This is a genomic window from Psychrobacter sp. UBA3068 (assembly GCF_002366815.1).
Lineage (GTDB): Bacteria > Pseudomonadota > Gammaproteobacteria > Pseudomonadales > Moraxellaceae > Psychrobacter > Psychrobacter namhaensis.
Map to the genome: position 1 here is coordinate 51,037 of NZ_DFBY01000012.1, position 15,598 is coordinate 66,634.

The 15,598-nt window shown below is 45.2% G+C and carries 17 protein-coding genes; 8 read left to right on the top strand and 9 right to left on the bottom strand.

What is annotated here, in order from left to right:
- The first annotated feature begins 218 nt into the window (after window positions 1–218).
- Complete coding sequence (locus B2P60_RS03165) at window positions 219–1,037, top strand: NRDE family protein (RefSeq protein ID WP_286739412.1); 819 nt, start codon at window positions 219–221, stop codon at window positions 1,035–1,037.
- A gap of 115 nt (window positions 1,038–1,152) precedes the next feature.
- Here the strand turns inward: B2P60_RS03165 and B2P60_RS03170 are convergent, their stop codons facing one another.
- Window positions 1,153–1,671: an RNA pyrophosphohydrolase gene (locus tag B2P60_RS03170; protein ID WP_193005547.1), complete on the bottom strand. Its 519-nt coding sequence runs from the start codon at window positions 1,669–1,671 to the stop codon at window positions 1,153–1,155.
- 463 nt (window positions 1,672–2,134) lie between these two features.
- Between B2P60_RS03170 and B2P60_RS03175 the strand changes: the two genes are divergently transcribed.
- Both B2P60_RS03175 and B2P60_RS03180 read left to right on the top strand, forming a co-directional pair.
- Window positions 2,135–2,548 carry an OsmC family protein gene (locus B2P60_RS03175; RefSeq protein WP_286739416.1) on the top strand — a complete coding sequence of 138 codons (414 nt, stop codon included), beginning with the start codon at window positions 2,135–2,137 and terminating at the stop codon, window positions 2,546–2,548.
- 14 nt (window positions 2,549–2,562) lie between these two features.
- Window positions 2,563–2,988, top strand: coding sequence for an MAPEG family protein (locus tag B2P60_RS03180; RefSeq protein WP_286739419.1), 426 nt, complete (start codon window positions 2,563–2,565; stop codon window positions 2,986–2,988).
- A 46-nt stretch (window positions 2,989–3,034) separates the two neighbouring features.
- Here the strand turns inward: B2P60_RS03180 and B2P60_RS03185 are convergent, their stop codons facing one another.
- The 7 genes from B2P60_RS03185 to B2P60_RS03215 all read right to left on the bottom strand — a co-directional run bounded on the left by B2P60_RS03185 (window position 3,035) and on the right by B2P60_RS03215 (window position 9,308).
- Window positions 3,035–4,060 (bottom strand): tRNA dihydrouridine synthase, encoded by a 1,026-nt coding sequence (locus tag B2P60_RS03185; protein WP_286739423.1) that lies wholly within the window; start codon window positions 4,058–4,060, stop codon window positions 3,035–3,037.
- 73 nt (window positions 4,061–4,133) lie between these two features.
- A complete protein-coding gene (locus B2P60_RS03190) occupies window positions 4,134–5,633 on the bottom strand; it encodes a UvrD-helicase domain-containing protein (protein ID WP_193005543.1) in 1,500 nt (499 codons plus the stop codon).
- A 218-nt stretch (window positions 5,634–5,851) separates the two neighbouring features.
- A complete protein-coding gene (tatC, locus tag B2P60_RS03195; protein WP_404815019.1) occupies window positions 5,852–6,589 on the bottom strand; it encodes a twin-arginine translocase subunit TatC in 738 nt (245 codons plus the stop codon).
- A gap of 143 nt (window positions 6,590–6,732) precedes the next feature.
- Window positions 6,733–7,329: a Sec-independent protein translocase protein TatB gene (gene tatB, locus B2P60_RS03200; protein ID WP_230710586.1), complete on the bottom strand. Its 597-nt coding sequence runs from the start codon at window positions 7,327–7,329 to the stop codon at window positions 6,733–6,735.
- 50 nt (window positions 7,330–7,379) lie between these two features.
- Window positions 7,380–7,652: a Sec-independent protein translocase subunit TatA gene (gene tatA, locus B2P60_RS03205; protein ID WP_193005540.1), complete on the bottom strand. Its 273-nt coding sequence runs from the start codon at window positions 7,650–7,652 to the stop codon at window positions 7,380–7,382.
- 193 nt (window positions 7,653–7,845) lie between these two features.
- Window positions 7,846–8,682 carry a bifunctional phosphoribosyl-AMP cyclohydrolase/phosphoribosyl-ATP diphosphatase HisIE gene (gene hisIE / locus B2P60_RS03210; protein ID WP_286739428.1) on the bottom strand — a complete coding sequence of 279 codons (837 nt, stop codon included), beginning with the start codon at window positions 8,680–8,682 and terminating at the stop codon, window positions 7,846–7,848.
- A 182-nt stretch (window positions 8,683–8,864) separates the two neighbouring features.
- Entirely contained in the window at window positions 8,865–9,308 is a 444-nt protein-coding gene (locus tag B2P60_RS03215; RefSeq protein WP_230710582.1) for a thioesterase family protein, read from the bottom strand.
- A 440-nt stretch (window positions 9,309–9,748) separates the two neighbouring features.
- Between B2P60_RS03215 and rpmI the strand changes: the two genes are divergently transcribed.
- The 5 genes from rpmI to B2P60_RS03240 all read left to right on the top strand — a co-directional run bounded on the left by rpmI (window position 9,749) and on the right by B2P60_RS03240 (window position 14,791).
- The gene (gene rpmI / locus B2P60_RS03220) at window positions 9,749–9,946 is read left to right on the top strand and encodes a 50S ribosomal protein L35 (protein WP_011281253.1); all 198 of its coding nucleotides are present in this window, start codon (window positions 9,749–9,751) and stop codon (window positions 9,944–9,946) included.
- A gap of 135 nt (window positions 9,947–10,081) precedes the next feature.
- Window positions 10,082–10,438 carry a 50S ribosomal protein L20 gene (gene rplT / locus B2P60_RS03225; protein ID WP_011281252.1) on the top strand — a complete coding sequence of 119 codons (357 nt, stop codon included), beginning with the start codon at window positions 10,082–10,084 and terminating at the stop codon, window positions 10,436–10,438.
- Between the two features lie 303 nt (window positions 10,439–10,741).
- Window positions 10,742–11,797, top strand: coding sequence for a phenylalanine--tRNA ligase subunit alpha (gene pheS / locus B2P60_RS03230; protein WP_286739435.1), 1,056 nt, complete (start codon window positions 10,742–10,744; stop codon window positions 11,795–11,797).
- A gap of 54 nt (window positions 11,798–11,851) precedes the next feature.
- Complete coding sequence (gene pheT / locus B2P60_RS03235; RefSeq protein ID WP_286739438.1) at window positions 11,852–14,266, top strand: phenylalanine--tRNA ligase subunit beta; 2,415 nt, start codon at window positions 11,852–11,854, stop codon at window positions 14,264–14,266.
- A 225-nt stretch (window positions 14,267–14,491) separates the two neighbouring features.
- Complete coding sequence (locus B2P60_RS03240) at window positions 14,492–14,791, top strand: integration host factor subunit alpha (protein ID WP_193005535.1); 300 nt, start codon at window positions 14,492–14,494, stop codon at window positions 14,789–14,791.
- A gap of 217 nt (window positions 14,792–15,008) precedes the next feature.
- Here B2P60_RS03240 and B2P60_RS03245 read toward each other — a convergent pair whose 3' ends face one another.
- Complete coding sequence (locus tag B2P60_RS03245) at window positions 15,009–15,347, bottom strand: hypothetical protein (RefSeq protein WP_193005534.1); 339 nt, start codon at window positions 15,345–15,347, stop codon at window positions 15,009–15,011.
- Window positions 15,348–15,598: the final 251 nt, after the last annotated feature.

Below are 15,598 nucleotides of genomic sequence, written 5' to 3' on the forward strand. Positions count from 1 at the left end.
TACGTCACAGTCCGTTTACGTTAATCCATCGTGGTTTTTGTTTTTTAGAGATGAGTGATAAAGAAAGGCTTTTTTAAGTCAATAATTCTACTCACAAGTTATTGAGTGGCGCTTAATCAGTCGGGATTTATGAGTAAATAAAATCTAAAACGAGGTTTATTACTCGTGTCAGAGTGTCTACGTGTCTACACGTTGAATGATTCTACAAAAGGAGTGTTATGTGTATTGTCGCCATTGCTTGGCAGTTGTTTGATGAGCTGCCATTGGTACTACTGTCAAACCGCGATGAGTTTTTACAGCGTCCAACTGAAAGGTTGCATCAGTGGCCCGACCAGCCAATCTATGCTGGGCGTGACAGCCAAAGCGGTGGCACTTGGTTGGGGATTCACCAAGAGCAAGGTGCAGATTTTCATCAACAGAACGGACGCTGGGCTGCTGTATTGAATTTTCGTGATGGCGTACAGGCAGGTTCGAACGAACGTTCGCGCGGTGAGCTGGTAACGCGTTTTTTGACCAGCAATATAAGTCCAATGGCGTTTGCGCGGCAGTTGAGCTTACAAGACTATGCGGGCTTCAATCTTATCGTTGGTGACGCCGCCCAAGCGGTCATCGTCAATAATCGCGGCCATGCACCCACGCCACTATATAGCGGACTGCACGTTCTCTCCAACGGCCAACCAGAAGAAAGCTGGTTTAAAACCGAGCGTTTACGAGCACGGTTACGGCAAGAAGTGTTGCCGTTGATTGCAGAGAACAGCTCACCTGGGCACTGGCAACAGGCGGCCTTCAATGTGTTATCAGACAACACACAAGCGCCAGCGGACAAACTGCCTAATACTGGCGTAGCTGTTGAGATTGAGCAGATACTGTCTTCTGTTTATATCGAGCCTGTTACTTTTGGCAGTAAGGATCAGAAGACCCCAACTTATGGGACGCGTACCCAAAGTATTTTAACGTTGCACAAAGACAGGAAAAAAGACGCCACCGTTACTGCGGGGATTACCAGTAGAGAGTGTCATCATGATGCAAAACGATGATAAAACTTGCCCATAAAAAATACCCACGATAATGGCTAAAATCTCTAGCGATTATCGTGGGTATCTACTATTGTGTTATTAACCGAGTATTGCTGTGTTATCAACCGAGCGATCTTTACACCAACAAATGATTGTCTTGTTCAGGAATGATCAGCTCTTGTTTTAGGGGAAGCTCGCGTACCAGCTCTTGCAAAGCACGGCGATAGACTCCTCGTTTAAAGTGAATCACTTGTCCAAGTGGATACCAGTAGCTGACCCATTGCCAATGATCAAATTCTGGCTTTCCTTCATCAAAGCGAATATGTTGAGTATTTGGCTCATCTAAGCGGAGCAAAAACCATTTTTGTTTTTGCCCAATACATAAAGGGTACTGTCCATGCCGCACATAGCGTTTTGGCAGTCGATAACGCAACCAATCTTGCGTCACTGCCAATAATTCTACATGACGTGGATGCAGGCCGACCTCTTCCCAGAGCTCGCGATACATCGCATCCATCGGCGTCTCCCCGCGGTCGATACCACCTTGCGGGAATTGCCAAGCGTTGTGACCAATACGTTTTGCCCACAGAACTTGCCCTTGTGTATTTGCCAAGATGATGCCGACGTTGGCGCGAAAGCCGTCTGCATCTATCATGACTAAACCTTTTTAATTTGTTTAAAATACCGCTTATTTCGACCTGATACCATGACAGCAAGCATAATTATTATAGGGTGATTGTTATCGCTATCAGGCAAAAATAAGATTCATTACCGTTATTAAACCAAGAAACAAGCAAAATGTGTAACAGTATTTTGCTATAAAATGTTTCACGAGTTTAACCGTTTAAAATCAATGGTTTATAATTGGGCTTTTTTTGGTCTACGTCATAGACATTTTTATGGTTGACGGCTGATTCATTGCCAGCCGCTCAGTAAAGGGATAAATGAAGAGGCTTTTAGTTAAGTGATGTCTTTCTAAAATCTGGTTTGGGCTTATGCTACACTAACCCAATAAACGATGGGGTAAAATCATAATAGCCTACCTCGATAATCAGTTTTTTAAGTAAAAAAACCAATTAAAAAGAAGCCAATTAAAAAGCAACTAAGGGAAATCTAAGATGTCAGAATCAAAAGCAAGCGTTACGTGGCAAGAAAATAAAGCATTTATGGGCGTCTCACCGTCAGGGCATGAGGTACAAATCGATGCCGATAAGGAGAAAGGGGCAAGCCCGATGGAGCTTATTTTGTTAGGGCTTGGCGGTTGTGCGAGTTATGATGTGGTATCGATTCTGCAGAAATCTCGCCAAGAGGTACAAGATGTACGTTGTGAGTTGACCGCCAAGCGTGCTGAAACAGTACCAGCGGTATACACTGACATTCATATGCATTTTGTTGTGACGGGTCAAAACATTAAAGACAAACAAGTTGAAAAGGCTGTGAATCTATCAGCAGAAAAATACTGCTCGGCCAGCCGGATGTTGGCACAAGGCGGCGTGAATATCACTCATGATTTTGAAATTAGCGCAGGGTAGGGGCAAAGAAAATAATGAATGCACTCTTTGGATTGGTCCCTGATACCGCTGCGTCTGCAATATGGGCCATGGTGGTAGCAAGCCTGCTGCCGCTTTTAATGGCATTAACAGCAAAAATCATTGGTGGCTTTAGTCTGACTGATAATGCGCATCCGCGTGATTTTCTGCAGCGTACGACGGGTGCAGCAGCACGTGCTAATGCAGCACAGCAAAACAGCTATGAAACCTTGCCGGTATTTTTGGCAGCAGTACTGGTGGCCATATTGTTCTTTGTGCCGCAGCTGATTATCAATACATTGGCGTGGCTGTATGTGTTGATTCGTATTGGCTATTGCGCGGCGTACATCACCAATTTGGCGACATTTCGCTCCATCCTGTGGGTGTTATCGATTGCTTGTTGTTTGATGTTATTTTACTTAGCGATTCGAGTCAGTGTTTAACGACAGATAGTGATAAACACCCTCTTTTTAATATAAAAGCAGTGAATTATTCGCCTACACTGGTGTACAGTGCGCTAATAATTGCTGCTTTGTTTTTTTCTCGTTTGATACCTTCCCACAGGGTTTGCGCCTCACGATAACCTTTGGTCAGCATACCCAGCCACTGCTTATAGCGACCCACTAAAACCACATCATTTTTAGCCGCGCCCTCTAAGAATTTAATCTGATGAGCGATCAGATCTTGCCACAATAGTATCGTCGTATTTTCTGAATTTTTATGACGGTCACTATCGACTTGTGCAATCAAATCGGGACGAGTGACTGCGCCGCGACCTAACATTAGGTGGGGGGTTGCTGCTTGAGTCATACAATCCTTTGCTTGCTCTGCTGTCCATATCTCGCCATTGGCAATTACTGGAATGCTAAGCGCATTAAAATTTTGGATTTTGTCCCAATAGGCAGGCGGCTTATAGCCTTGGGTTTTTGTGCGGGCATGAATGGTCAGCCAATCAGCGCCGCTAGAAGCAATGGCTGCGCGAATATCATCCATGCGAGTGGTGTCGGTATAGCCCAAGCGAATCTTCGCAGACACAGGAACATCGGTAGGGACGGCGTGACGCACGGCGCTAATAATGTCGTACATCACTTCTGGTTCATCAAGCAGCACTGAGCCGCCACGATGACTATTGACGGTTTTAGCAGGACAACCAAAGTTGATATCAATGGCTGGTGCGCCAAGCTCACAAGCATAAGCCGCATTTTCTGCCATGAGCTGTGCTTCGCTACCGAGTAGCTGTACGTGAATGGGCGTGCCTGATGCTGTCTTGGCGCCATGGTGCAGCTCAGGGACGTATTTATAAAATACGTGAGCAGGCAAGAGATGCTGAGTGACTCGAATAAACTCACTGACTGACCAATCATAAGGACGACCCAAGTCGGCGGCAATTTGCGTTAAGATTTGCCGCATCAAAGGATCGGTCAAACCCTCCATGGGTGCAAGGAGGCGCACAGGGTCAGCAAATAACTGGTGTATGGTGTTTTGTCGTGCTTGAAGCTGCTGATTATGGTTCATGCTGGTTATTCACTGCTAAGAAGTCGTTATAAATAGATCAAGGTTTTAGGTTGATCGATAATACTAAGAAGGGTTAAGTGTTGCCGAAAATCACTTTTTTGCCCGTCTGCAATCCTGATATCAAGTCTTTGATACTATGAATGTCTAGATTACTCTGCGCGCGCGTACAGGCGACATAAAGCAAGCGCAATTCTTCTGGGCTTATTTTGACAGCATTGGTGGTGACATCATAATAAAAGTCATCATCCAATTGTACTTTTCCCCATTCAAGCCCTTTGGCTTTATGGGCCGTGGAGATGACATAGTCAGCATTTTCGATACTGGTTAGGCTGTTGACCGCTTGGCTGAGCACATTGGTGCCATGATCGTCGACCAATTTGACTAGGGTTTTTAGATCGCTGCCCTCAGAGGTTTCGGCGTACTCTTGTACATCACCCCAATTATAAAAATACGCCAGCTCGGGTACGCCGTAAGCGGATTTGCCGTTTTTTAAATTTTCTGCCGCCTGACAGAATTTGAGCATGCGATCGGTATCGGCTTGTAGCGCCACCCGATGGCCAAGTTTAAGACCCGTCAATAGCTGCGCCATGGCTGCGGCATTGGTACGGCACAAAATGGCATCTTTTTTACTATGTACCATTCCTTTGTCGGTAGAGGATTGTTTATTGGGGTTGCCTTTTAGCGGTACGTCTTCTTGCAAGGCTTTTAATAGAGTATTGGCCACTTCTGCAATCGGCTCACCAAAGCGAAACGACTGGGTCAATAAGGTTTGCGGCAGGGGCAGTTTTTTCATGGCATTGACCGCACCGCGCCATTCGTAAATCTGCTGATGTGCGTCACCCACATAAATCACTTGCCGTGGCTGCTGAGTCAAAATCCCCATCATCAAGGGATCAGCATCTTGCGCTTCATCAAATAAGATAAAGTCCGCTGGAATGCTGGGCTTAGACAACGCCCAAAGCTTGAGATAAATGTCATGTCCGATACCGGCAGGATGACGGGCATCGATCGACTGTAGCCAGCGCTGCTCAACGGCAGGGTAGAGCATCTCACGTAGCTGCTCTGCATCTGACGCATCGAGCCAGCTTGGAAACAGTATGTGTCTGGGTGCAGGATAGCTGGCATGCGTACTACAAAAATTGCTCACAGCATCGCTGACGAATCGCGATAGACGAGCTGGCGTCAGGGTAATGTATTTATTCACCCCATCCATTTGCCGACGTACTTGCACAGGTTGCAATCCCAAATCATCACCGAGACGTTTGGGAGAAAAGCGTGGCAACGACAGCTTGGCGGTAATATCGCGAGCGACATGTCGATAGGCCAGCGAGTGAAAAGTGCGACACTCTACATGGGGCGGAAACTTGGAGCGAGCATCATTGGCAATGGCTTTGTTAAAAGCCAAGTACAAACCGCGTCCACGTAGACGCTCACCGATCAGTTTTAGTGTCGTCGTCTTACCGGCGCCCGCATAAGCGACCACTTTAAATGACTTGTGATCCATTGCCATATTCAGCGCACTCAGCTGCTCGTCAGTGGGATCGCTCATATAAGCTGGCATAGATGCGGACATAATAAAGCTACCTAAAATACGAAAAGGGATTAAAAACAACGACGGCAAAAAAAGCCACTGCATAAACAATGGCTGATAGACGATAGTGATGCTCAATCGTGATAATAAGCACTGAGCTCATTCATGGGATAAGAGAAAAACAAAATAATGGTAAATTAAAACATTATTCTTTTCTATTGAATAGATTTATATCAAACCACGTAAGGACATTAAGTCTTTTATTCTTTATCTATTGAGGCAAGAGCAGGGCTAGGCTCATCTTTGATTAAAATTTTAGCCAAAAACAATCCAAGCTCAAACAATAACCACATTGGAATCGCTAGCATCAACATTGATACGCCATCAGGCGGCGTGACGACGGCCGCCACGGCAAAACAACCAACAATAATATAACGACGTTTATCTTCTAGGCTCTGAATGGAGACAATGCCAGCCAATATCAATAGCAAGGTCACCACTGGAATCTCAAACGTTAACCCAAACACCATAAATAATTTTAAGGCAAAGTTTAGATAACTATCGATATCCGTCATCGGTAGGACGTTTTGCGGGGCAAACATGATAAAGAATTTCAACACGCCTTTTAGCACGATAAAATAAGAGAAAGCCACGCCAGCATAGAATAAAAAGATAGAAGACAGAAGCACTGGTATAGCGATTTTCTTTTCTTTTTTATACAAGCCAGGCGCGACAAATGACCAGATTTGGTAGAGAATATAGGGCATCGCCAAAAACGCGGCAACAAAAACGGTCAGTCGTATCGGTGCCATAAAGTTGGAGGTGATGTCTGTCGCAATCATCGTCGAGTTGGCAGGCAACTGGGCGACTAACGGATCTGACAAAAAATTATACAGCTCGCGTGAAAACCCTGCTAAACCCAAAAATATCACCAGTACCGCCACACATATTTTGATGAGGTGTCTACGCAGTTCAATCAGATGCTCAGTAATAGGCATATCAGCCAACGAATTTAAAACCTCGTCAGACTCCTTGTCATGGTCAGCCTTTGCCGTTGCTTTAACGTCTGGAATATCTGGGTGAGCCACGCCTGAATCAGTGATTTTTTCTTGGCGGCTTTTTTTGCGTTTGAACAATCCCATTATTTGGTTTCCTGCTGATTTACAGAAGCCTGTGGCTTTAAGGGCTTGTCCAAATGAGCGTTTAATAACGTATCGGCCTTATAGTTCGGTAAGTATGGCGGCATAGGCAGACGACGCGCCTTGTCATAAGCACCTAGGCGAAACCACATGTTTTCCCATGGTCTGGTGATCATGGGTTGAGCAACTGGCAGAGCATTGCTACGGTTGGCCGCGCCTACACCATCATCGTTGAGATTGTGCTTTGGTTCTGGACCGACTGCTGCGTGCTCTTTATTCGTGACGGTGGTATGGGTGGTCTTTATCGAATGGCTTTGCGAGCTTTCAAACTCTTTTATATTGCCCCGCATCTCAGCCATCTCTCGCCTCATCTCTGCTTCAGTTTGGCGAATTTTAGCCAGCTCTTTTTGCATTTGTTGCCGTGTCTCAGCTAAGTCCAGCTCCGCCTCTATTTCAGACTGTAGGGTGGAGACCGTGCGACGAATCTTGGCATACCATTGCCCAGCGGTACGCGCTGCCTGGGGCAGTTTTTCTGGGCCCAAGACAATGAGGGCGATAACGCCAAAGAGGAGTAATTCAGAAAACCCAATATCAAACATAACGGCTGAATGTCACTATTTTAAATGAAGCAGGCTAGAGGCTGTAAGCGTTATACATTGTGCTTGTCATCAGCAGGCGCAGAATGGATATCGCTATCATTCACCTTTTTGTTTGCTGGATGTTCTGTTGTACGTGCATTGCCCTCGTGGTCGAGGACAACATGCTTTTTGGCATGATCGCTCTCTTCGTCTTTGACCGCTTCTTTAAAGCCTTTGACCGCACCGCCCAAATCTTTGCCAGCATTCCTGAGTTTTGAGGTGCCAAATACGACAACCACCACAACCAACAGTATCAGCCAATGCGTAATAGAAAAACTACCCATAATGGTATCCTTATGACTTGGTTTTCAGTCTTTATATGCGTGCTTTGAGTTTATAAAAGCGTGAAAATAAAACAAAAAGCATCAATATATAGTTTGAAGTGAAACAGAGCTATATTATAACCTGCCCTTATGACAAAAAGGTGAAAGCAACCACAATCAAATAGATTAGGCGCTTATTTTGTCATTTTACAAGTTAACGCGCGGCTTTTTCCTCGATTCCTGAAAGACCAAAGCGCCGACCCAGCTCGGTTAATACGGCATCTGACTCTATATCGAACCACGCCAGTCCAACCAAGGTATGAAACCAGACATCCGCCACTTCATAAATGAGCTCATGACGGGCCGCATCGTACTGCGCTTTGTCTCTATTTTCATCACAATTGGCAAAATCTTTGGCAGCGATGATACTCTCCGTACTCTCTTCACCAACTTTTTCTAATATCTTATTCAATCCTTTAGCGTACAAGCTGGCCACATAAGAGCTGTCAGCATCGGCTTGTTTTCGCTCTACTAATACCTGATCCAGTTGTTGTAACACCGAGCTTTTATCAACGCGTGCTCGGTCCGTATCAGGGCCGGCATGTGCGCGAGTGTTTTTGGTTTGAGAATTGGCACTGGTAGACTCATGGGCTTGATAAATATCAGCAGGGTCTTTTAGGACTTTATCAACCGTCTGCCATTCTGGTGTTTGGCCAGACAAATCTAAACGCTGGTAAAAACAAGACTCGCGCCCAGTGTGGCAAGCAATGCCGCCCGCTTGGGTGACACTAAGCACAATCACATCGGCGTCACAGTCCAAGCGAATATCGTGTACTGTCTGAGTGTGACCTGACGACTCTCCTTTGTGCCACAATTTGGCACGCGAGCGCGAAAAATAAACCGCGGTTTGTGTTTGCGCAGTCAATTGCAGTGCGTCGCTATTCATCCAAGCCATCATCAAAATACGACCTGACTTGTGATCTTGAGCAATTGCCGGAATTAAACCATCAGCATTAAAATTTATGGCGGTCAGCCAAGCAGGTAAAGTCATAATATGTCTATCATCTTATAGTGAAAAAGTAAAAAAAGGGTAAGGGGTTAGCCATTGACCATTCTATGGATGGTCTGAATGATTTGAGTCAGACTGTTATCGGTATAAGGGCAACGTTTGAGTCAGTTGCTGTTTAAGCTGACACACTGTTATTGTACGTGCGCCTGATGTATAGCGTCATTTTAATGCTTAAACAGATGCGGATACAATGCTTCTTTGATCGTGTGATCAAGCGGAGTTGTCTTATTGAGGCGAAAGTCATAATTGACAAAATGCTGCCGTGCTTTTGCCACCGTTTCACCCGTGTACATACGGGTGACTCTTGTCATCAAGTTGCCGCCTTTATCATACAGTGGCTCAACGCCCACCTCAAACAATAGCTCTTCACGCACCCGTACACGGCTCATGATATGTAGCTGTAACTCATCAACCACTAAGCCTTGATAGTCCGCGTTGACCTCTTTAATACCTTTAGAATATAAAAATCTTAAGCGTGCCTCAGATAATAAAGCGGTCAGGGATTCAAGCGTCATATATTGCCCAGTATCGATTTCGGTATGACGCACACGCATTACCGTCTCGAAGACGAATAGATCATTATCAAAGTTTAACTCATGTTTTGACACGTTATCTCCTAGACTGATTGCAGGTGATGAGCTCTGCTTATCATGGGATAGGTGGGCTGCGTCATAATGATTATGACCATAGGATGTAGAGTCAATAAAAGTGGTCAATAGCGTTGCTTTATCCGTGCTTAGATTATACCAAAGCTTAGTGTTACTAAAGCACAGCTGCAACTGACATTCAATCTATTTAGAAAAAAATTCGTCGTTTTATTAGGATGCTGTATGAGCAGATCGTCACTCAGCTCATACAGGTTGTTTGTCTTTATGGGCGACTAGAAGAGAGCCAAAACTTTACTTGGCAAAACAACGTGCTATCTGCTAAAATAGCGCCTCCCACCTCGAGGCAAATAGAGAGATAGTTGTTGTTTATATTATATGACGATTATGCATTATTACTATTTGACGACCAGGTTCTAACACAGAAAAAGAGGCAAATCATCATGAAAGTTAAGATGAAAACCAGAAGCGGTGCCGCTAAACGCTTCAAAAAAACAGCGAACGGCTTTAAGCGTAAGCAAGCATTCAAAAGCCATATTTTGACCAAGAAATCAGCTAAGCGTATTCGCCAGTTGCGCGGTCTTAAGATGGTGGACAAGTCTGACGAAGCAGCAGTTCGTCGTATGTGCCCATACATCTAATAGCCTATTGTCACTTGTGTTTAATTAAAAATTATTTGATTAAAGATATCTGACTTTGCAATCTGACAACGATGTCTATTATTCAATGACATCGTGATTCGTTTAATAATGATTAAAGAAATCTTGGAGTAAATTATGGCCCGTGTAAAACGTGGTGTACAGGCAAATCGCCGTCACAAAAAAATCTTAAAGCGCGCAAAAGGCTACTACGGTGCCCGTTCACGTGTTTACCGCGTAGCGGTACAAGCAGTGACCAAAGCTGGTCAATATGCGTATCGTGACCGTCGCAACAAAAAACGTACTTTCCGTCGTCTTTGGATCGCACGTATCAATGCTGGTGCACGCTTAAACGGCTTAAGCTATAGCCGCTTTATCAATGGCATGAAAAAAGCTAACATCGCCATCGATCGTCGCGTTCTAGCAGACATCGCTATGCATGATGCAGCGACTTTCACAGCATTGGTCGAAAAAGCAAAAGCGGAATTGGCCTAAATATTACCCATCCTTTAGGTATCAGGCTTACTTAAGCAAGTATCTAAACGGATAGGACTAATATTGATTAATAGTACGATATTAATAAAAGCTACCGCTGGTCGGTGGCTTTTTTTATATTAAATTATTTTAAGCGTATGCGATGTTGGACTTTATTGATGTCAAAACACGCTCATCACCGTCTAAATATTCAAGCCATTCATATCATCTGTCTTTGTACTAAAATGACTGGGTAAATGGTTTGCAATATTTGGTCAAATCCCTACAATTAACAGCCCGTTTAAATCAGGAATAATGCGTCTTATGACTACCCCTGCTGCCACCAACGACTTGTCGGCGCTACCGACCTTGTCCTCAGAGCTCAATGAGCTTAATGAAGCTCAGCTTATCGAGTTTGCGAGTGCCGCTGAAGCTTTAATTCTACAAGTAACCGATGCGCGTACCCTACAAGACTTACGAGTGCAATTGACTGGTAAGAAAAGCCCATTAACGGGCTGGTCAAAGCAGATGGGTAAGCTCGATGCTGACGATAAAAAGACCTACGGTGGCTGGTTACATCAGGTGCGTAGCCGCATTCAGCAAGCACTGACCGATCAGCAGCAGCAGCTGGAGGTCGCCGCGCTCAATGCCAAGTTAGAAGCCGAGAGTATTGATATTACGTTACCTGCTCGCGGTGGGCAAAAGGGTCACTTGCATCCAGTCACCATGATTACCCAGCGTATGCAGCAGTACTTTGTTCAAGCAGGCTTCAACGTGGCAACTGGCCCTGAAGTTGAGAGCGATTATTACAACTTTGAGGCGCTAAACATTCCGTCGCACCATCCAGCCCGCGCGATGCACGATACTTTTTATTTTGATGCGCATTATTTACTGCGTACGCATACCAGTCCGGTGCAGATTCGTACCATGGAAAAGAATGAGCCGCCGATTCGTATTATTTGCCCCGGCCGTGTGTATCGCAATGATTCAGACCAAACCCATTCACCGATGTTTCATCAACTAGAAGGGCTCATGGTCACAGAGTCGAGTACTTTTGCTGAGCTAAAAGGGTTGATTAGCGAGTTTTTAGAGGCGTTTTTTGCCAAAGAGCTGACCGTACGTTTCCGTCCTTCATTTTTCCCATTTACAGAGCCTTCTGCTGAAGTAGACATCCTCGACGATAATGGCAAATGGCTTGAAGTGATGGGCTGCGGCATGGTGCATCCACAAGTGCTGACCAACTGCGGTATCGATAGCGACAAATACACAGGTTTTGCTTTTGGCATGGGTATTGAGCGCTTTGCGATGCTGTATTACGGCATCGATGACTTGCGTTTGTTTTTCCAAAACGACGTACGCTTCTTAAAGCAATTTGGCTAGAGTTTCGTTGTTAATACGTCTACCTTTACTCCAAAAATTTGATTCGAGATATTTATGAAAATTAGCGAACAGTGGCTACGTCAATGGGTAAATCCCGATAATACCAGTGAGCAATTGGCCGAACAGCTGACCATGGCAGGACTAGAGATTGATGATCGCTATGCGGTTGCCCGTGCATTCAGTGGCGTGGTCGTCGGTGAAGTCATCAGCATCGAGCAGCATCCAGATGCGGATAAGCTACGCGTCACACAGGTGAATATCGGTGACGCTGAGCCCGTACAAATTGTCTGCGGCGCACCCAACGTTACTGTTGGTATGAAAGCACCAGTGGCTACCGTTGGGGCCGTATTGCCAAGCGACGATAAAAAAGGGTTTAAAATTAAGAAGAGCAAGCTGCGCGGTGTGGCCTCAAACGGTATGCTCTGCGGCGCATCCGAGATTGATTTGGTCGATGCGATAGATGGCTTACTTGAGTTGCCAGATGACGCACCGATTGGTACAGATATCCGCGACTACCTAGGCTTAGACAATCAGATATTGGATATCTCAATCACCCCAAACCGTGGCGATTGCTTTAGCGTACGCGGTATTGCCCGCGAGATATCGGTCATTAACAATTTACCGATGCAAATGCCAGAGATCCCTGCCAATGTGGGAGTTACTGATAACGATGCCGATACTCCTACGCCCGCCGCAACCGTCAGTGCAATAGAAGCGTGTCCACGTTATTTGTTGCAATCTATTAGCAATATCGATCGTAGTATCGACACACCAAAATGGGTGCAAGACGCGCTGGTGCAATCCGGATTACGTTCGCATAACTTCTTAGTCGATGTGACCAACTATGTGTTGATGGAGTTGGGGCAGCCGCTACATGCGTTTGATGCCGATACCATCGTCGGCGATATCGTGGTGCGTTTGGCACAGCCTGAAGAAAGCCTGACGTTGCTCAATGAGCAAACCATTACCTTAACGGGTGATGAATTAGTGATTGCTGATGACAAAGGGGCGTTAGCACTTGCTGGTATCATGGGCGGTCAGCGTAGTAGTGTCACCGACAGCACGACCAACATCGTCTTAGAAAGTGCTTTTTTTAACCCGTTAGCGATCGCTGCGCGCGCACGCCGCTTTGGTCTTCATACTGATGCATCACAGCGCTTTGAGCGTGGGGTGGATTTTGAGCTACCAGAGATTGCGCTCGCACGAGCTTGTGATTTAATCACTAGCATCACGGCGGGTCAAGCTGGACAGATCGTGACAGTTGAGCACTCTAAATATCTGCCAGTGTGCGCGCCCATCACGTTGCCAATCGCTAAAGTCCGTGACGTTATTGGTATTGAGATTGATCCATCAGAGATGGTGCGTATCTTAACCCAGCTGGGTTTTGACGTAGAGCAACAGAGCGACGCGCTGGTTTGTAAGCCGCCATCTTATCGCTTTGATATGAGTATCCTCGAGGACTTGATCGAAGAGATTGCCCGTATCTATGGCTATGACAATATTCCAAGTGTCTTGCCGCATTTGCAAGTGAGTATGGATTATGACGATACCGCAGACTTGACTCATGAGATGAAGCTTGCGCTGGTCGACAACGGCTATATGGAAGCGATTAGCTTTAGCTTTAGCGATGCAAAACTAGAAGCCTTGCTCGATGATGAAGCATTGGGTGAGGTTTTGGCATTGGCCAACCCAATCTCTAGTGATTTGGCGGTGATGCGCCGTACTTTGCTCTCTAGCTTATTGCCATGTGTACAGTACAATCTAAACCGTCAGCAGCCACGTGTCCGTTTTTTTGAGACAGGCCTTAGCTTCGTCGGTCAGAGCGTGAGCGACTTGGTCCAAACACCAAGTATTGCTTTGGTGGCAGTGGGTGACGTATGGGATGAGCAAGCTTATCAAAATCGTGCGCTAGATTTTTATGACTTAAAACACGATATTGAGCAACTGCTACCAGCGCAAATCGATAGCGCCCGTATTCGCTATGAGCGTAGTGGGCTTGCCTTCTTGCACCCCGGCCAAAGCGCTAAATTATATATCGACGACGTATACGTTGGTTGGCTAGGTCAGTTGCATCCAAGCACGGCCAAACAGTTGGATTTGCCTACGACATGGGTGGCTCAATTGTCACTTGCGCCGTTGCTGACTCTCGCCCGTGAGCAGCATGCGATCACCACGCCTAGTAAATTCCCACAAGTACGTCGCGACATTGCCATCTTAGTAGATAGCGATACTAGCGTACAAACGCTAGCGTCAACGATACGTACTGCTGCCGGTAATCTATTGACCGATCTTTGGTTGTTCGATGTTTATCAAGGTGACAACGTACCAGCAGGACAGCGTTCATTAGCTTTTGCACTAGTGTGGCAAGACAGTACGCAAACCTTGTCTGACGAAGCAGTAAAAACGGCCACTGATAAGGTGGTGCAAGCGCTGGTTAACCAACACGCAGTGCAGCTGCGTGACAGCTAAAATTTGTTATCGTTAACACGTGATGCTCTATAGTCTTTTCATTTTTGAGGCTATAGAGCATTGCTATTTGTAAAAACTGTTATTGATAGGGCGTGCTAAGTGGTTATTAATAAAGGACTTTAATGCAATCTTTGTGAAAAAGAAGGCAAAAAACCTTTATAATAGCTACCCTCATACCGCTAAACCATGATATTTGACATCACGACATAGCATAGGAGTCGTACTGTGAGCACCTTAACCAAATCTGACATGATTGAGCATTTGATGAGTCATCTTAACCTCACACGCCAAGAAGGCCGCTGTTTGGTGGAGAGTTTTTTTGATGAATTGTCAGAGAGTTTGATTGATGGCAAAGAGGTCAAGCTTTCAGGCTTTGGCAACTTCGAACTGAAAGATAAAAATAGCCGTCCAGGTCGTAATCCTAAAACAGGAGAGCCTGTTGCAGTATCTGCACGCCGTGTGGTGACCTTTAAAACGGGACAAAAATTCCGTCAAAAAGTCGATGAGCGTCTGTTTGATGCTTAATGTAAACTGGCGCAGTTACTTTGTTGATAATTTAACTATTGACGCTATCGCCTTGTAAGGCATCAAATGGTTGGTGGCTTACACTAACTACTTAGAGGCGGCAACGAAAATGAAATATGAGTCATATTTATTAAGGCCTATAAAATAATAGGCATAAAAAAAGAGAGCACACGCTCTCTTTTTTACTACAGTCTATTTATCGCTTATGCAATAAAAATTACTGAGCTTCTTCAACAACTACAACTTCGTCAGCAGCGTCAACAGCTGGATCAGCAACTACAGGTTCTGCCACTGTAGGATCTGTTAGGTCAGTTGCAGTAGCGTCGATGTCAGCTTCTGCTTCAGCAACCGCCGCTTCAGCATCAGCAACTCCAGTTTCCGCTTCAGCAGTAACTTCGCCTTCAGCAGCAGCTTCGTTTAGCTCTTCTGAAGCGTCTTGTACTTCTTCTTGCGCATCAGCTAAATCTTCAGCAGCGTTTTCTTTGTTGCTGTCACAGGCAGTTAGGCCCATAGTTGCAGTCATGATACCAGCTAAAGCAAGTAATTTAAGTTTCATAAGGTTTTCTCCGGAAAAATGAAATGAGCAGTAGCAGCGAAAAAGGTTGAAATCCGAGATTCCTCAGAGTTCAACTAATCTTAGTCACAGCTACTCAGCTTCCACGCATTCTATACGCTTTCTATCTAAATAGAAATAGGTTGTACAATTAAGTAACAATAAAAGTGAAAAATAATTTTTTACTTTGTTTACTTAATATAATTTCTCATACAAACATTCGAATTAATCATCGTATAATCAATGACATCAAG